Here is a 17,481-nt window from a genome sequence, read left to right on the forward strand (position 1 = left end):
CTGTTCAGGCCGGCGGGCGGGGCGCCAGCCACTGGTCAAGCCGCGCACAGTTGGCCGCGATGGACTCCAGGTAGGGATTTTCGCCTTCAAAGTAGCTGCTTGCGTAGTGATAGGCGCCGGCAAAGTCCCGCTCCAGGCGCGACCCCGCCACGCCGTGGACAAAGCCGGGGGTACGCCGAAGCAAGTCGTCGCGCGAGCGGTAGTGGCAGTGCTCCGGCTGGACCGTATGCTCCGGCGCCGCCATGCCGCTGGCGACAAACTCGTCGTACAATGCGTGGCGACATTTCTCCAGGTAATCGGGTGCCGCCAGCTGTGCCAGCAAGTCTGCGGTGCCCAGCAATGCGCCCAATTGCCACTCCTGGCGGCTGCGCACAGTCAGATGTTCCGGCTTGCGATGGCAGTTGGTGAAATGCACCAGCCGGGCGCATACGGGTGCCATGCCCGTCAGCCCTACCCGCGGAAACTGTGCGCGAATCAATGCCGCTCCGCGACGAACATGGGTACGCGTGTACGCAGCACCGGAGCTGTTTCGGCGGTCCCCGCGGCGACGAAGGTAGCCGGCGTCGTGAAACAGCGCGCTGGCAACCCCGGCCAGTGCGAGATCGGCATCAAACGCCCAGGGACCGGGCCAGCGCTTTTCGCGCCCCGCCATCAGCCTCGCCATAGCCAAGGTGACATCCAGCACGTGCTCCGTGTCGTGGTAGCCGGCATCACAACCGTGGTACTCCGGATGCTCGCCGGTATAGAGCTGGCTGAACAGCCCGCTCAGTACATCCAGTGCGGACCAGTCTCCACCCGGCCAGTGTGCCTCTAAAATGGCGCCCACTTCCGCCATCACAGCGGACACATCACCCAATGCCACCTGGCCGGTGATATCGCGGCGGGGGTTGTCAGCCGGAATTATCATGCTGACTCAGTTGCTCTCCTGCGGTTCACGCTCGAAACGATCCTGTAGCAAAGAGGCCAGCTCTTCAACCTGCTCCTGTAGCGTGGGCTCATCGATGGTGAGGCCAGGCACCACCGCCGCAGTGTGTTCATTGCCGATGGTCGTATCCGGCGCAGCCGTGCGGGAATCATCCGGCAGGGCACTCTCGGGCAGGCCAAGCGTGAGGGTGCGGTCTTCGAACTCAATCGTGAATTCGAGGTTGTAGGCTTGCCGGGACAGACCGTGCTTGTCAGTAATGAGCAAGCGTCTTGCCACCCGTCGGTCGTCATCGCCACCGGCGCCGGACAACCGGCAGTGCAGGCGCTCGACCGTTTTACCCGCAAACTGTATGCCCTGCAGCGCGCTCAGGCCGTCGTTGCACTGCTCGATGAAATCTGGCGCGGACACCGGCCCCGATGGCTCCGTCGCAGGTTCTGGCGCACACTGCGACGCCGTTTCGAAATGCCCGACAAGAACTTGTTGGGGTTGCGCCTTTTCCGCCATGCGCGCCAGCTCTATCGTGACATCACCCACGATATAGCTGTGCACCGTTGGATTGACACCCTCAGCCTGATACAGCTCGTAGTGGCTGCCAACGTGATAGGCCGCACGGATTACGGGCACCGTATTGCCGTGCGATGCGCGACGCGCCACCGCGTTGTCCGCCACGACCAGGAGCAGGAAAAAGAACAAATCGCAATTGGCCTGCGCCCCTAATGCGCGGTTCCAGACGTAGTAACCATCGCCGGTGGTGGTGCGGGAGAAATGCACCTCTATGCCTTTGGCCAACAGCTTGTTGTAGGCGGAGTTCAGCGAGTAGGAGAGGCTGTTCAGCTGGCTGGCCTGCTCAAAAGGCGTAAACAGGGAAAACTCGGCGATGTCGAAAAGCAGCACCGCGCGATCGCTGACATAACTCAGACCGTAGCGCTTGATCAGCTGCTCGACTGCGCTGACCACCGCCGGATCATCGGCCAGTGGCGTATCCAGGCGGATGAAACCGGGGGCAATATCCAGCCGGTTGGCAATGTCGAAAAACTCCTCGCGGGGCTTGCAGCGGCTACCGGAAATCAGTTCGCGCACGAAGGCTTCGTTGTCTTGCGCGCCGTCGACGCCCGGACGGGCGCAGAAATTACCGAGGAAATAGTGCGGCACGAAAATCACCAGAATGCCACGCTCGTCCGCACTCCAGCAGAGAACAATGTTCTGGCCGAGGCGCCACTGCTTGCGCAGGGCACTCTCCAGCGCCTTGAGGTTACCGCGCTGGGATATACTGATTGTTCTGTGATCTGTCGCTGTGCCGCTGGTCATGCCCGCGGATTCACCCGTCCTTGCCGTCATAGCCCACTCGATTCTGTTCGCCCAAGCCGCTACCATTATAGGGTGCCGTGGAGCTTGAATCCATGCGCGATCCCGGCGCACACTGAGCGCCACCAAAAGGAAGATACCGCATGCCCTGCCGATGGCTCATCTGTATAACCCTGAGTGTACTGGCAGGCTGCCAGCAATACGACTTCAGTGTAAACGAGCGCGTGGTCTACAGCCCACGTCCCCTGCTGACGGATTTCCGCATTGATGACTCCGCGCTGCGCGGCTGCCTGGAGCAGGCAATCAACGACAACAAGATCAGCAGCATGGGTGAACTACAGACACTGGACTGCAGTGGCGCGGGCGTGCGCAGTGTCGCAGGCCTGGGCAGCTTTTCCAGCCTGAGCTGGCTCAACCTCGGGGGCAACGCCATCAGCGACATCCGGGAGCTGGCCGTGCTGCTGGAGCTGCGCAGCGTGATGCTTGACGACAACCAGATAGAAGATGCCGGGCCGCTCTACCGGCTGCCGGAACTGGCGGTGGTCAACCTCGATGGCAACAGCGCACTGCGTTGCCCGGGGCCGGGCAGCTGGATATCACTGGAGCGCCTCACCCTGCCCCGGCACTGCCGCTAGGGTCAGCCAGTCGAAACCGGCATTCTGCGCGGCGAACACCACACGCTGGTCGCCGGCACCCATCACGGTCTCCAGCGCGGCGGCGGCTCGCTGCGGGCAGTTATTCTGTTCACTGATGTGCGCGACCACCAGGTGCTGCAGCGTCTCGGTCCCTAACTGGCGCAATAACTCGGCGGCCTGGTGATTGTTCAGGTGCCCCCAATCACTGGCCACGCGCTGTTTCAGGGAGGGCGGATAGCTCCCCGCCCAGAGCATATCCAGATCGTGGTTGAATTCCAGTACCAGCGCATCGCAGCCGCGAAAGCGTTCGACCACATGGCTGGTAATGCTACCCAGGTCGGTGAGCACCCCCAGAGAGCGCCCCGCGTGCGCCAGTCGGTACTGGCAGGGTTCGCGGGCATCGTGGGGCACGGCAACAGGCTCTATGGACAGGTCGCCTATTTGCAGGCGCTCTTCACTATTGAAACAGTTAACCTGCGGGCATCCCTCCAGACGGCCGCTGCGCAGCGTGCCATGGGTAAGGTAGACCGGGATGTTCCACTGCCGCGCCAGGCGACTCACCCCCGCGCTATGGTCGCTGTGCTCATGGGTCACCAGAATCGCGGTGAGATCCTCGGGAGCAAGGCCGAGAAGCGCCAGGCGACGGCGGGTCTCGCGCACCGAGAACCCGCAGTCGATCAGCACTGTTGTCGTGCCGCCAGAAACGACCGTCGCGTTGCCCTTGCTGCCGCTGCCCAGCGATGCAAAACGCAGCATGTCAGCGCCTCAGTTGATATTGCCCTTGAGTAGGGTCAGCAGAGCCTGCTGATCGCGCTTCTCCAAGGGCGCCGCACCGGCCACCGGAGCAATGCCAATGGTGACTGCCTTGTCTCCCGCTGCTGCGACCCTGACCAGGAAATCGCGCCCGATCATCGGGTTCTCGTCTTCATCGGAGAACATCCAGGAGAACCAGCCGCCGTCTTCGTCTGCCGCTTCACCGAGGAAACGCGCATAGTAGAGGCCCTCACTGCGATCGCGATCGGTGATTTCGAAACGTGAGTCCTCAAGGGCCTTGCCCACCGAGGCCCACGCCCGGGTGAACGGCAGCCCCAGACGCAGCATACTACCGCCACCCGGTGCATCTTCCAGCGTCAGCTTGCCCTCGGCACTCATGGCGCGGTCTGCGAGCATCGAAACCGGCGCGGAATCGGCGCTGTTGGCAATGAATTGCGATACGGCGCGCAGCATTTCCTGCTCCTGGGCCGTGTCGTCGGATAGCGCCGGCCACTCCGTGACATCCCCCGCCTGGTGCATCTGCAACACGTGTAATTCACTGCTGCCACGCTGCACGCCCTGCTCGATGCGGAAGCGGAAACGCGAGGCCATGGTCTGCCCCTCCAGCTCCAGCCAGCCTGTTTCAATCAGACCAGCCTGCGCATCCACACGCCCCACGCCGATGCCGGCAGAGGTGAGAAAGCTGCGCACCTGCGGCCAGAGTTGACCGGGTGCGACCGCGATCAGGGCCCAGCTCTCGTCCCCGAGCGACTGGATACGCACCACATCCTCCCCGGCTCCCGCCACCAGGGGCGTGGGGCGAGGAACCTCGAATTCACCCTCCAGCAGCGCCTCGTCCTGCACCGGAGGGATGGGGTAGATTTCCTCCAGTTGTGCCGTCTCCTTGCCCTCCGGCACCTGAATGGGCGCTTGCTCACGCGCATTCTTGTAGTCGTCCGACGTATCGGGGAACATGCCCTCGTCACCGAACAGATAACTGCAGCCCGCGAGGCCCAGCGACAGACCGAGCAGCGCCGTGCGCGATACCAGCTTCATACATTCCGCCATCAAATTCCCGCTGCCTCCAAAGCTGCAAGGACCTGCGCATGGTAGCGCTCATCCAGAGGCGTCAAGGGTAAACGAATACCCGCCTCAATCAAGCCACGCTGCTGCATGGCCCACTTTACCGGTATCGGGTTCGCCTCGAGAAACAGCGCGCGGTTGAGGCCGGACAAGCGCTCGTTGATCCGTGCCGCCTCGCTGCGTTCACCCGCCATGGCCAGACGGCAGAGCTCGGCCAGCGGCCGCGGCGCAATGTTCGCGGTCACCGACACATTGCCGTGGCCACCCGCAAGCATGAGCTCCATGGCTGTGGGGTCATCACCGGAATAGATGGCGAAATCCTCCGGGCAGCGCGCCTTGAAGTCGGGTACCCGCGACAGATCCCCGGTGGCATCCTTGATACCAACGATGTTGTCCAGCTCCGACAGGCGCACAACGGTGTCGTTGTCCATATCAACCGCCGTACGCCCTGGCACGTTATAGAGAATCTGGGGGATGGTGACCGCAGCAGCCACCGCCTTGAAATGTTCGTACAGACCCCGTTGCGTCGGGCGATTATAGTATGGCGTGACCAACAGACAGGCATCCGCCCCGTTGCGGGCAGCCACGCTGGTCAGCTCGATTGCCTCGCGGGTGGAATTGGCGCCAGTCCCCGCGACCACGGGGATGCGGCCGTCAACATAGCGCACGCAATGACGAATCACCTCAAGGTGCTCCGGAACACTCAGTGTCGCGCTCTCTCCCGTAGTGCCAACGGCGCCGATGGCACTGGTGCCCGCCGCAATATGCATGTCCAGCAAGCGCTCCAGGTTACCCCAGTCGAGACTGCCGTCCGGGTGCATTGGCGTCACAAGCGCGACAATACTGCCGGTAATCATGGGAACATCTCCAGAAATGTGCCGGGCGCCGACCACTGCCGCTGAACGCCGGAATAAAGAAGAGCGCAATTATCCATGCATGCAACGCGAAGACAACCGCGATACGCTAAAATGCACCGCGGGCGCGCCGCACGATTCTGCGCCAAAACGAGCCACGGAGTATACCATGAGACCTTCCAGCCCCGCCCAGTGGTTTCTCACCGCGATCCTCCTGCTGCCAGCCGCACTGGCAGGAATGGCACTGCCAGCCAGCGCCCAGCAGCCGGTCACGGTCAGCCCACCGTCCAAGCTCACCCTCTCATTCATGGCGCAGCAGCGCGCCAGCATCGACGAGCTCGCCCGGCGCGAGCTGGGGCAAGCCATCAGCGGCGACCCGGACCGCGACATCCGCCTGCTGCAGCGATTGCTTGACCGGGGCATCGTCAAGGCCGGGGACGTTAGCACGCTGCAGGCCATGGGCGTTGTGCTGGGCGACCTGCTGGCCAGTGAACTGGGGCTGGACTGGGTCATGTACGACGACGCCAGCGGGCGCAGCCGGGCCCTGCACGATGCACAGACCGACACCTACCTGTTTCCGGTGACCATGATCTCGCGCCGCCAGCAGGTGGGTAACGAGAAACCGGTGGCGGCCATCTACGTAGATGCCAAGGCCGTGGTTGAGCAGGCGCGACCCAGGCTGCCTTTCCAGTGAAGCGTCAGCCGCGGCTGGCTGGCCATACCACGGGATTGGGTTTAGCATGGTCTGCCTTTCCATCAGGATGCCCCCGGGTATGAACCAGCCGGCCGCCGGCTTCGAGTTGCACACTGACAGCTCACCGACATCTGCCACCCTCAGCCTCTACGGCAACTGGGTCGACGCCGATGTGGTTCCCGCCTTTCCACAGCTCAGGGCAGAGCTCGCGGCTGCAGGCGCCGATGAGCTGCGTCTCGACTGCACTGAACTGGGCGACTGGAACACGCTGCTGATGTCCTTCCTGCTGCGCTGTGCAAGCTACTGTGCGGAGCGCGACATCACGCTGAATACCGAGGCATTACCCGAGAACGCGAGGCGCTTGCTGTCGATCGCGACCTCCGTGCCGGCCCACAACCGCAAAGAGGCGGCCTCCCTGCCCTGGTGGCAGCTGCGCAGCCCATCGAAGGCGTTGCGTGAGTTACTGGATGACCTGCGCGAGTCACTGGCTTTCTTCGGTGACATCTGCCTAGCGCTAGGCGCGCTCATTGCGGGCAAGGCCAATACCCGTTTCGCGGATTTCCGCACTTTCTGCTACCAATCCGGCCCCGATGCCTTTGCCATCATCAGCCTGACCAGTGTGCTGGTGGGCATGATTCTCGGTTATCTGGGCGCGGTGCAACTGCAGCAATTCGGCGCCGGCATTTATGTGGCCGACCTGGTCACCATCGGCCTGCTGCGCGAAATGGGACCGTTGATGACCGCCATCGTCATGGCCGGGCGCACCGGCGCCGCCTATGCCGCCCAGCTGGGCACCATGCAGGCCAACGAGGAGATTGACGCCGTGCGCACGCTGGGCGTCTCGCCGATAGAATTTCTGGTGGTACCGCGAGTACTGGCGCTGCTGGTAACCATGCCATTGCTGACCATCTACGCGAACCTGCTGGGCATCGTCGGCGGTGGCATCGTGGCCGGCGGCATGGGAATTTCCATGCTGCAATACACCAGCCAGGCCGGACTCGCTGTGAGCCTCGCCCACATCGGTGTAGGCCTGCTGAAAAGTGTGGTCTTCGCCGTGCTGATCGCCATTGCCGGATGCCGTTCCGGCATCCAGTCCGGGCGCAATTCCGCCGGGGTTGGCAGGGCGGCAACAGAAGCGGTGGTGACCGCCCTCGTCTACCTGATTGTGGCTGACGCGTCCATCAACATCCTGTTCCAGCACCTGGGTATCTGATGGCGGCCGCTGAACGCGAAGTGCATATCGAGGTACGCGATCTCACGATGGCGTTTGGCAGCAATGTCATTCAACGCGAGCTCAGCTTTCCGGTCTACCGCGGCGATATCTTCGTGATCATGGGCGGCAGCGGCTGCGGCAAGAGCACGCTGCTGAAACACATGCTGGGGCTACTTGAGCCGGCGGCTGGCGAAATTCTGTTTTCCGGCACCAGCTTCACGCGTGCCAGTGCAAGCGCGCGCGATGTCATGCGCCGCAGCTGGGGCATCACTTACCAGTCAGGGGGCCTTTTCGGCGCCATGACGCTGGAAGAGAACGTGGGCCTGCCCCTGCAGCTCTATACCGACTACACAGCGACGCAGATCAAGGACGTGGTACGCTACAAGTTATCACTGGTCGGCCTGGGTGGTTTTGAAAGCTACTACCCCGCGGAAATCAGCGGCGGCATGAACAAACGGGCAGCCCTGGCGCGTGCGATCGCACTGGACCCCCAGATCCTGTTCTTCGACGAGCCGTCCGCCGGGCTGGACCCGATCAGTTCGCGGCTGCTGGATGACCTGATCCTGCAACTGACCGAATCGATTGGCGCCACTGTGGTGATGGTCACCCACGAATTGCCGAGTATATTCGCCATTGCCAACAACAGTGTTTATCTCGACGCCAGCACACGCACGATGATCGGCTATGGTGATCCAAAACAGCTACGCGAACAGAGCGAGGAGGCCGTGGTGCGACAATTCCTGACACGCAGCGCCGCCGCGGGAGAGGCCGAATAATGTCCGACGAAAGAGCACACAGTGTCGCCATTGGCGGCTTTATCATCGGCGCTTTGCTTATCGCCCTGGCGACCCTGTTGTTCGTACTGGGTTCAGGCCTCGGCAGTGATCGCACCCGTGTGGTGATGGTCTTCGACAGTTCCGTCAAGGGTTTGAGCGTGGGAGCCCCGGTCACCTTGCGCGGCGTTGAAATCGGGCAGGTGACCGGCATCAACCTGCTGCTGGACAGCAACACGGCCAAGTTAATCATGCAGGTAGAGGCCGACCTGTCGGGCGAAAGCATACAGATGACCGAGCAGCCCTCCGTGGCACTGATCGACGACCTCATCGGGCGCGGCCTGCGCGCCCAGCTGAACCTGCAAAGCCTGCTCACCGGCCTGCTCTATGTGCAGCTCGATTTCCACCCGGAAACGCCCGTGGCTCTTCCCGCCATCGACACGGAATATACCCAGATTCCGACGATCCCGACCGAACTGGAGCGGATTGTGAGCCAGATCGAGGGGCTGGATATTGCCCAGATGGCGGCAGACCTGCAGAGCATCGCGACCAACGTGAACGCCTTTGTGCAGCAGGCTCCCTTCCAGCAATTGCCGGCCGATATCGGGCAAACACTGGCGAGCCTCCGCTCGCTCACAGCGCAAGTGGAAAGCACACTGTCCACTGCCGGCCCCGGCATCGACCGCGTGCTGGACAATTCCAATACGCTGGTGAGCGAAGCCAAGAATGCGCTACCCAGGCTGACCTCACTGCTGGAAGACAATATGAACGTGCTGCGCAGCGCAACGGAGCGTTTCGAGGGCACCATGGGAGAAATCGACGGGCTGGTATCCGCCGACTCCGCTACCACCTATCGTCTCAACGAAGCACTGCGCGAACTTGCGCTGGCCGGCAGGGCTCTGCAGATGTTGGCAAAAACACTGGAGGAGCAACCCGAGTCACTGCTCCGAGGCAAAAGCGAGAACAGCCAATGACCCCGATAAAGCTCTTCGCCATCGCCGCTACCCTATTGCTGGTGGCCTGTGGCAGTTCCCCGCAGCACCAGTACTACCTGCTCAATAGCAAGACCCAGGCACCGGCGTCGGGCCAGGCGCCCTCGCTGGGCGTGGGGCCCATCACCATACCGGAGTACCTGAACCGTTCCGGCATGGTATACAGCGAAGACGGCAACCGGCTGCACGTTGCCCGCTACGAGCGCTGGGCCGAACCGCTGGCAGATGGTATCCAGCGTGTGCTGGGGCTGAACCTGTCCGCAGCGCTGGGCACGCAGAACATTCGCCCGCACCCGTGGGCGCGCAATGATATTCCCGAGTACGCCGTGCAGATATGGCTGTTGGGTTTGAACGCTGGTGGCAACGAGGCTGAGCTGGTGGCGGAGTGGCGGGTGACCCGCCGTGGCGAGGAGCGAGATAGCGAGGTCACTCAGCGCATCAGCCGCCTGGCGACGTCGCTCGCGGGGCCCGACTGGCAGGCCGCCAACACCGCCGCGGCCTACAGCGAACTACTGCAGCGCCTCAGCGACGAGATCGCCGGCGTGATTCGCACGCAGATGGAAGGGGCTGCGAGCGATCAGAACTGATCGCTGCGCAGCATGGCGTCCGAACCACCGTCAACAAAGAACACAGAGCCGCAAACGAAATCCGCCTCGTCGCTGAGCATAAAGCGCATCACATTGGCGATTTGCGCCGGCTGCGCGGTTTGGCCCCAGGGCACCATGGCGCTGAAATCACGCATCACGCTTCCCAGCTCTTGATCTGCAAACACCTGCTGCGTCAGGGGGGTATCGGTAATACCAGGGGCTACCGCATTCAGGCGCACGCCGGCTTTGGCCCACGCCACCACATTGCGCCGCATCCATACCGTCAGCGCGTGCTTGGAGGCGGAGTACACCGTCTGGCCCGCTTCCGCCTGTGCCGCATCCAGCGCTGCCGGCTCATCCCCGGCGAGAAATGCCTGAGCCAGCGGATGTGAGGTCTGGGTCATGGGCGCCGAGTTGGAGCTCACCAGCAGCACCGTACCGCGCCGCTTTCCCACCAGATCCTGCACGCCCGTGGCCATGGCTACCGCCGCGAAATAATTCACGGCAGCAATGATGCGCGGCGGTGCTACCGGCGGCAGACCGGCGCAGGGAATAAACCCGTCGAGGCCATCGGCAGCGCGCTCGCGCACAGCAGTCAGGGCGTTGTCACGGCCTTCCTGCGTGGAGAGGTCAGCAATGATGTCACCCTCCTTGATATCAATCGAAATGACTTCGTGCCCCGCCGCGCACAATTGTTCACGCAGCGCAGCGCCAATACCTGTCGCACCGCCGGTCATGGCATAGCGTTTTTTCATGCTGGAACTCCCTGATTATGATTGCTCGAGAAATCAGGCTATTGTCGCCCGTGCGGCGGCGACTGTGTGCATGGGCCTGAAATGCGTCGCCGCAGGCACAACTTACTGAACCGGAGATTCCGCTTGAGGATCACGCTACCCAGTTCTCGCTCGAAAGAGGCTCTCGAATGAGTCAACCCATTCCATCACTGATACCTGCGCTGTGGCGTCGACTGTTGTCGGCCGCCTGTATCCTGATGCTGAGCGCATGCACTGCGGATTCAGACATATCCGGGGGGCCAGCCCACCCCGCTGAGGCCACGGACATTGTGGCACCACTGGGGGTGGACGCTATTGCGGGCGACTGGCAGGGTGTGTTGAGCTGCGGCGGCCGGGATTTTCCGGTTAGCCTTGCTGTGGCGCCTCTCGACGACAATCAACTGGAAGTCAGATGGACTGTCGAGTCGGCCCTGGGACGGCAGGGCTACGTGTCCCCCGACGGTCGCACCGAAATCAAAGACCGACTGCTGCAGGGTGAGCACGACCCCATCACGGGGCATGCCGCTGTTCTGGAGCAGGTCCAGCTCCGGCCACTGGCGCTGCAACTGCTGTTTGGCGATGACATTGCGTTGCTCGGCTATCAGCGCTGCGACCTTGGGCTCTTACAGCGGGCACCCGCCAACGCCTTGTCCGAGCTGCAGAACGAACTGGTGCTGATCCAGGAACCCGTCGTGATCAGCGCCGAGGATCAGCAGGGCGAATGTCCCAAGGAACTGCAGGCGTGGATTCAAGCAGGTTTGGACCTGCCACTGGATAGCAATGGCCGCGGTGATACCAGCGCGCTATGGACTGCAGCGGTGACGCAACCCATCTTCGGCAAACCGGTGGCAAAACTCGGAGCACAGCAGCGAATAGAGCTGCGGCGAGCACTGGCGGGGCGCTGCATGGTGAGCGGCGACCGCCGGCAGAAAGCTGTGGTCAGTGCGCTCATGCATATCACCGACTACCGTTCTTTTCGTGATGGACGCTTGATTCAACTGGCCCAACCTCTCGCACAAGCGTGGCTGGCGGACCGTGCACAACCACTACTGCAAACGGTTCCGTTGCCCTTGCTGTCGCAGACAACAAGCCAGGCGCTGGGTCGTATACCCCACACGTTCAACTTTGACCGCATGTTGGCGGGAACGGCTGGTTACGATGCGCGCACCTACGCGCAACAGATGGTAGCAGTGAACGATGCGCTTGCGGCGCGTCGTCGGGAACAGGACTACCTGGACAACATGCGCAATGCGCGCTTCTTCACGCTGCTCGAGTTGTGGCAAGCGGCGCTGGCACGAGAGGACATAGCCGACGCGCCAACTGAGGCGCTAGTCACGGCAGAGCTGGTGAGCAAGGCAGAAGCGCACATCCATCAAGCGGCAACCGCGAGGGATGCCGCACAAATGGCAGACTGGGTGGCCGGTGTGGAGGCTGGGTTGGTTTGTAGCGAGGAGACACAAGAGGCCTGCGCGGACGCTGCGGAATTGTTTACCGAGGGGCTGCAGGTGTTGGCCAACCAATTCGCGAAAGACGAAGCCAGCGCTCTGGCAACACTGGGTGACCAAACACCAACGCTGCAAAACCTGGCCGCACTCGTGGCCAAAAACGGCGTGCTTTTACGCACTTACGGCCTTGCGGTGAGGTACGGTGACTTTCCCGAGGTCCTTGAGGACTACCAGGCCCTGCGTTTTGACTGGCAACGTGAGTTGGAGGAGGCCCTTACAGCACAGCTCACAGCTGCGCGCACCACCTCCACACTGACGGCGCTGGATGCACGCTACTTTGCGGCCAGTGATTTAACGGCGCGCGCGGAACGCCACCTGAAGCGCCTGGGGAAGGTATACGATCAGCAGCTCTCCGGATCGCGTCCCTTCGTTGATACAGGCGCAGACGCCTACCTCAATGCATTGTACAACCAGGAATTCGCGACCCTGGCCCGAATGGACGCGGAGCTTCTGTCCGCTGTGGCGCCGGTGTTCCGCTTCATGGCACAGCAGATTAACGCGATCAGCGGTCTGTTGGGCAACGCAGGGCGCCCCTTGAGCAGCGCCGCCCGCGAGCTGAACACGCCCAGCGCGGTGACGGCCGTCGCATTGCGCTACCTGTTGGATTTTGAGGACCAGTACGCAGCTTGCTTGGGCCCGGATGCTGCCACCATCACGTTTACGGAGCGCGTGGATTCGGTCACTCGCACCGGCAACGGTATTGAGCTCAGTCGCATTCGCGGCGTACCCGTGTCCACTACCTACCGCATCAAGCGCGAGCACCTGGATGTCTTCCAGGACGTGTTCAGCCGCCCTGAATCCCCCGGCGCAGAGGGCGTGTTCGAAGCGCTGTTCGGGCTGCAGAAAGTCAACGACCTGACCCATGCTGTGACCGAACTTATGGATCAGCACCGGTGTGACTCTGAAGCGGTGCAGGGCTTTGAAAAGGGGTTGTTAGCGTACTACGCGAATCGCAAAGGTCTTTGGGGGCGATAGGCATCCACAAACCTCCGAAGGACCAGCCAATTCTGGAACAAAGATGCTATCCATACTGGACCCTGGGAACTCCAGATCACACATAGGGGCTGATCTCGGCCGGACGGCATGGCGCACTGCTACACCGAATTGTCGCGATGCGGCCTGCTCAGCCAAAGAGCGAGTGCTGCGAGCATCACCACAACCCCCGCCACAACAGCGGCACCCGGCACGCCCAGCACAGCGCTTTCCAGGTTCCCCGAATGGATGGAGCCGCCGTAGCCATCTGCAAGGACATGCGCCACCAGTACGCCGCCCATCACACAGACATTCAACAGGCTGGCAACACCTACTTCATCGCGCCACCAGGCGAGCCACAACGCCAGCAGGCCGAGCGCACAATGGGTTGTGAGCTGCCATACCTCATGCAGGCGTGCGTGGGGCGGCCATGCATCATTGAACACATGAGACGGGTTGATCTCCAGATACGGAATCACCAGCGCATACACCAGCACCCCGAATGTGACACACGCCTTGGCTAGCATTTTCTTTGCCATCAGGGTGCATACCGCGCTCATGCCGCTTTCCCGTTGACGGATGCTGCGGGCGCAGACCAGACACCTGAGGCCGCCACGCGCGCCACATACTCCGCAAGACTGCGCGCCGGGCGGCCCAGCACCTGCTGGACGGTATCGGTGGTGCCTTCATTGCGGCCATCAAGCACATGCACGAACAGCTCCTTGATCAGCCAGGCAATGTCATCCGGCAGGCCCTCGGCCTTCGCACCCGTGAGATAGGCGTCCACCGGCACCGGAATGAAGCCGATGTCGCGGCCGCTGGCCTCGGCAATGGCGTGAACGCACTCGGCAAACGTCAGCAGCTCTGGACCAGTGACCTCTAGCAGCTGATTGCGCAGTGCCGGCTCAGTAAGCGCCGCAACCGCTACCTCGGCAATGTCGTCCACATCAATAAATGGCTCGCGGGCTCGCGGCTGCGGCAATACCAACTCACCCGCTTGAAGACCCTCAAGCATGAAACTCTCGCTGAAGTTCTGCATGAACCAGCTGGCACGCACCACATTCCAGATCAGTCCGCTGTTGACCAGCACCTGCTCCGCGCGCTCGGCGCCCTCTTCACCGCGGCCCGACAGCAGCACCACGTGCTCGACACCCTGCCGCCTGGCGAGCGCGACAAAAGCGCGGATGTCGTCTTCGGCCTGCGGCACCGCCAGATCCGGATAGTACGTCACATAGGCCGCGCTTGCGCCGGCCAGTGCGGCTGGCCAGGTGGCCCGGTCTTGCCAGTCGAACGGAATCGATGCGTTGCGCGACAGTGTCCGCACTGCCCGTCCCCGCTCGCTCAACCGTGTGGCCACTCGCACACCCGTCTTGCCGGTGGCCCCAATCACTGCAATCACTTCGTTGTTCATACTTCCTCTCCGATCCTGAAGGTCTGTTGGATGCGGGTGATCAGCCACCCGATGAGGCCAGTCTAGAGGGTGAAAACTTGATTTTTAATGCCTGTATAGCCATATTTATTTGCAGTTTATCCAAAAAGGTAACCCGTATGGCCTGCCAACGGCCCAGAGACATCCCTGCCCGCGCCGACACCCTGGGCGAGACGCTCTACTCCCTGAGGCTGAACGGCGCGGTGTATGCCAACTCGGAACTGACCGCCCCCTGGGGCATAGAGATGCCGCCCATGGGCGGCATGATGATGTTCCATATTCTCACCGAGGGCGGCTGCTGGCTGCGCTTCAACAACAACGAGAACCTCTATCTGCAACCCGGCGAGCTGGCGCTCATCCCCAAAGGTGAAGGCCACTGCATTGCCCACCAGGAAGACCAGCCCTGTGTGCCGTTCTTTGATATTCCGGTGACCAAACTCTCCGAGCGCCTTGAATACATGCGCTATGGTGGCGAGGGAGAAAACGGCGCAGGTGAAGAAACGCGTCTGATCTGCGGGGTGCTCAGCTTTGATCATATCGCCGGGCAGAAGCTGGTCAGCCAGCTGCCGCAGATCATTCACATCCAGTGCGATCAAGCCGACCGGCCCCACCCGCTGCAGTCGATGATCGAGTTGATGGAACAGGAGGCCGCGTCCATGGCGCCGGGTGGTGAAACGGTAATGGCGCACCTGGCGGATATCATCGTCATCCACGCAATCCGCTACTGGATTGAACACGCGCCGGACAAAAGCAGGGGCTGGCTATGCGCCCTGAAAGATCCGAAGCTGGGCAAGGCACTGGCCGCCATCCACGCCCAGCCGGAGGCCCACTGGACCGTAGAGCGGCTGGCAGAGCAGGCGGGCATGTCACGCTCGGGCTTTTCCGCACGCTTCACCGAGGTGATCGGCACTTCGGTAAAGCACTATTTGACGGACTGGCGCATGAACCTCGCGCGCATGAAAATCCTGCAATCCCCGGTGACGCTTACCGAGCTGGCCCAAGATCTGGGCTATCAATCGGAAGCGGCGTTTTCGCGGGCCTACAAGCGGGTGTTCGGGGTGCCGCCACTGCGGCAGAAGCACGACGCAACATAGCACTACAGCTTCCGACGGGGGAAAATGCGCCCTCCAGCGCTGCCACTCATCATGCTACAGGCTCCAGGCACAACAACGAAGACCCTGTCTGCGTTGACGCTTTCGCCAAAGCCGGGCCATAGCGCCCGGAAGGGAAGGTCTGCATTGGTATACCCACCACCGGAGAAGCGCCCCACCCCGGCCACCCGGTTGCCTGTAACAGGTGCCGGGTAGTACCCTGCAGGCCGCGATTCGGCGGAGTATCCCCATGAATGAGAAACCCCAGGCACCGGCCATTGAAGGCTGGTTCACAATGGATGACAAGCCCCGGCTGATCGGCACTCAGTGCTGTGCCTGTGGCACGTATTTTTTTCCCAAGCAGCAGCGCTACTGCAAGAATCCGGGCTGTGACAGCACCGACTTTCGCGAAGTGGAGCTGAGCAGGACGGGCCGCGTGTGGAGCTACACCAACGCCTGCTACAAGCCGCCGGCGCCATTTGTGGCGGCTGAGCCGTTTGAGCCCTATACCATCGCCGCCGTAACGCTGGAGGAAGAGCAGATGACGGTGCTGGGGCAGGTTGTCACCGGCGTCAATGTCAGCGACCTCAAAGTAGGCATGGCAATGGAGCTGGTGCTGGAGCCACTGCATGAAACCGATGACGACATCAAGATGACCTGGAAATGGCGGCCACTGGCAGAACAGGGGGAGCAGCACTGATGAGCAACGATATCGCCATAATTGGTGCCGGTATGCACCCCTGGGGCAAGTGGGGACACAACTTCGTTGAATACGGCGTCGCGGCGGCGCGCGAAGCGCTGGCTGATGCCGGCATCCCCTGGCAGGACGTCGGCTTCGTTTCCGGCGGCGCCACGGTGCGCTGCGGCTATCCGGGCTATGTTGCAGGCGCCACCTTCGCCCAGGCACTGGGCTGGCAGGGCTGTGAGGTGAATACTTCCTACGCCGCCTGTGCCTCAGGCTCGCAGGCACTGGCCGCCGCGCGCAACAAGATTCTCGCGGGCGCCTGTGATGTCGCCCTGGTCATCGGTGCGGACACCACCCCCAAGGGCTTCCTCGCCCCCGCCGGTGGCTACCGGCCGGAAGATCCGGACTGGGTGCGCTTTTACCTGGGCATCACCAACCCGACCTATTTTGCCCTGTACGCCCGGCGCCGCATGGACCTGTACGGCGACACGCTGGAGGATTTCGCGGCAGTCAAGGTGAAGAATTCGCTCATCGGCAGCAAGAACCCGCGCGCCCGCTACCGCAAATGCTTTACGGCGGAAGACGTCGCGGCCTCCGCCATGGTGGCGGATCCCCTGCGACTGATGGACATCTGCGCCACCAGCGATGGCGGTGCCGCACTGATCATATGCAGCGCCGACTACGCGCGGCGTATTGGCAAAGCCGATGCCCCGCGCATTGCGGCCATTTCCACCGTCACGCCGAGCTTTGCCAGCGCGGTGGTGGAAATGCCGGATATCGCCACCGACTCCGCTGCGGCTGCAGGCATCGATGCGCACAGCTTCCGTGCAGCACTGCCCGTCAAGGCCTATGAGGAGGCTGGTATCGGCCCCGAGGACGTTGACGTTGCCGAGGTGTACGACCTGTCGACGGCGCTGGAGCTGGACTGGATTGAAGACCTGCAGCTGGCACCGCGCGGTGAAGCGGCGCAGTTGCTGCGCCGTGGCGATACCGCGGTCGGTGGCAAAATTCCGGTGAACCCCTCAGGCGGCCTGGCCTGTTTCGGCGAAGCCGTGCCGGCACAGGCGCTGGCCCAGGTATGTGAACTCACTTGGCAGCTGCGCGGCGAGTGCGGTGACCGGCAGGTAGACGGCGCGAAAGTGGGTATCACGGCCAATCAGGGCCTGTTCGGCCACGGCAGCTCGGTCATTATCAAGCGCTGAGTTGCGTGCC

The 17,481-nt window shown here is 62.4% G+C and carries 18 protein-coding genes; 10 read left to right on the top strand and 8 right to left on the bottom strand.

What is annotated here, in order from left to right; genetic code table 11:
* Positions 1–4: 4 nt before the first annotated feature.
* Entirely contained in the window at positions 5–907 is a 903-nt protein-coding gene (locus G533_RS0102540) for an HD domain-containing protein (RefSeq protein ID WP_027948614.1), read from the bottom strand.
* Positions 908–913: 6 nt separating this feature from the next.
* The gene (locus G533_RS0102545) at positions 914–2,263 is read right to left on the bottom strand and encodes a hypothetical protein (RefSeq protein WP_051229890.1); all 1,350 of its coding nucleotides are present in this window, start codon (positions 2,261–2,263) and stop codon (positions 914–916) included.
* Positions 2,264–2,373: 110 nt separating this feature from the next.
* Here G533_RS0102545 and G533_RS0102550 point away from each other — a divergent pair, with 110 nt between their 5' ends.
* Complete coding sequence (locus G533_RS0102550; protein ID WP_027948616.1) at positions 2,374–2,865, top strand: leucine-rich repeat domain-containing protein; 492 nt, start codon at positions 2,374–2,376, stop codon at positions 2,863–2,865.
* Here the strand turns inward: G533_RS0102550 and G533_RS0102555 are convergent.
* From G533_RS0102555 to dapA, 3 genes are read right to left on the bottom strand one after another with little or no spacing between them, the layout of a single operon-like run.
* Positions 2,827–3,621: an MBL fold metallo-hydrolase gene (locus G533_RS0102555; RefSeq protein ID WP_035525944.1), complete on the bottom strand. Its 795-nt coding sequence runs from the start codon at positions 3,619–3,621 to the stop codon at positions 2,827–2,829. The genes G533_RS0102550 and G533_RS0102555 overlap by 39 nt on opposite strands.
* 9 nt (positions 3,622–3,630) lie before the next feature.
* The gene (bamC, locus tag G533_RS0102560; protein WP_035526159.1) at positions 3,631–4,674 is read right to left on the bottom strand and encodes an NlpB/DapX family lipoprotein; all 1,044 of its coding nucleotides are present in this window, start codon (positions 4,672–4,674) and stop codon (positions 3,631–3,633) included.
* 11 nt (positions 4,675–4,685) lie between these two features.
* On the bottom strand, positions 4,686–5,558 hold the full coding sequence (dapA, locus tag G533_RS0102565; RefSeq protein ID WP_027948619.1) for a 4-hydroxy-tetrahydrodipicolinate synthase: 873 nt from the start codon (positions 5,556–5,558) through the stop codon (positions 4,686–4,688).
* Positions 5,559–5,724: 166 nt separating this feature from the next.
* Between dapA and G533_RS0102570 the strand changes: the two genes are divergently transcribed.
* The 5 genes from G533_RS0102570 (at position 5,725) to G533_RS0102590 (ending at position 9,814) form a co-directional block, all read left to right on the top strand.
* Positions 5,725–6,249, top strand: coding sequence for a DUF3806 domain-containing protein (locus tag G533_RS0102570; protein ID WP_240472341.1), 525 nt, complete (start codon positions 5,725–5,727; stop codon positions 6,247–6,249).
* Between the two features lie 79 nt (positions 6,250–6,328).
* Positions 6,329–7,462 (top strand): MlaE family ABC transporter permease, encoded by a 1,134-nt coding sequence (locus G533_RS0102575; protein ID WP_027948621.1) that lies wholly within the window; start codon positions 6,329–6,331, stop codon positions 7,460–7,462.
* Positions 7,462–8,238 (top strand): ABC transporter ATP-binding protein, encoded by a 777-nt coding sequence (locus tag G533_RS0102580; RefSeq protein WP_035525947.1) that lies wholly within the window; start codon positions 7,462–7,464, stop codon positions 8,236–8,238. The genes G533_RS0102575 and G533_RS0102580 overlap by 1 nt, the downstream gene beginning before the upstream one ends.
* Entirely contained in the window at positions 8,238–9,209 is a 972-nt protein-coding gene (locus G533_RS0102585; RefSeq protein WP_035525950.1) for an MlaD family protein, read from the top strand. The genes G533_RS0102580 and G533_RS0102585 overlap by 1 nt, the downstream gene beginning before the upstream one ends.
* Positions 9,206–9,814, top strand: coding sequence for a PqiC family protein (locus G533_RS0102590; RefSeq protein ID WP_027948624.1), 609 nt, complete (start codon positions 9,206–9,208; stop codon positions 9,812–9,814). Before G533_RS0102585 ends, G533_RS0102590 begins: the two co-directional genes overlap by 4 nt.
* On the opposite strand, the gene G533_RS0102595 is transcribed toward G533_RS0102590, so the two are convergent.
* Positions 9,805–10,569, bottom strand: coding sequence for an SDR family oxidoreductase (locus G533_RS0102595; RefSeq protein WP_027948625.1), 765 nt, complete (start codon positions 10,567–10,569; stop codon positions 9,805–9,807). The two genes, G533_RS0102590 and G533_RS0102595, sit on opposite strands and share 10 nt — an antisense overlap.
* Before the next feature lie 167 nt (positions 10,570–10,736).
* Here G533_RS0102595 and G533_RS0102600 point away from each other — a divergent pair, with 167 nt between their 5' ends.
* On the top strand, positions 10,737–13,067 hold the full coding sequence (locus G533_RS0102600; RefSeq protein WP_027948626.1) for a hypothetical protein: 2,331 nt from the start codon (positions 10,737–10,739) through the stop codon (positions 13,065–13,067).
* Positions 13,068–13,186: 119 nt separating this feature from the next.
* Here the strand turns inward: G533_RS0102600 and G533_RS0102605 are convergent, their stop codons facing one another.
* Positions 13,187–13,624, bottom strand: coding sequence for a hypothetical protein (locus tag G533_RS0102605; protein WP_051229891.1), 438 nt, complete (start codon positions 13,622–13,624; stop codon positions 13,187–13,189).
* The gene (locus G533_RS0102610; protein WP_027948628.1) at positions 13,621–14,475 is read right to left on the bottom strand and encodes an NmrA family NAD(P)-binding protein; all 855 of its coding nucleotides are present in this window, start codon (positions 14,473–14,475) and stop codon (positions 13,621–13,623) included. The genes G533_RS0102605 and G533_RS0102610 overlap by 4 nt, the downstream gene beginning before the upstream one ends.
* Positions 14,476–14,612: 137 nt before the next feature.
* Here G533_RS0102610 and G533_RS0102615 point away from each other — a divergent pair, with 137 nt between their 5' ends.
* From G533_RS0102615 to G533_RS0102625, 3 genes are all read left to right on the top strand, one after another.
* The gene (locus G533_RS0102615) at positions 14,613–15,587 is read left to right on the top strand and encodes an AraC family transcriptional regulator (protein WP_027948629.1); all 975 of its coding nucleotides are present in this window, start codon (positions 14,613–14,615) and stop codon (positions 15,585–15,587) included.
* A gap of 247 nt (positions 15,588–15,834) precedes the next feature.
* Entirely contained in the window at positions 15,835–16,284 is a 450-nt protein-coding gene (locus G533_RS0102620; protein ID WP_027948630.1) for a Zn-ribbon domain-containing OB-fold protein, read from the top strand.
* A complete protein-coding gene (locus tag G533_RS0102625; protein WP_027948631.1) occupies positions 16,284–17,471 on the top strand; it encodes a lipid-transfer protein in 1,188 nt (395 codons plus the stop codon). Before G533_RS0102620 ends, G533_RS0102625 begins: the two co-directional genes overlap by 1 nt.
* Positions 17,472–17,481: the final 10 nt, after the last annotated feature.

This window comes from Haliea salexigens DSM 19537 (assembly GCF_000423125.1).
GTDB classification, from domain to species: domain Bacteria; phylum Pseudomonadota; class Gammaproteobacteria; order Pseudomonadales; family Halieaceae; genus Haliea; species Haliea salexigens.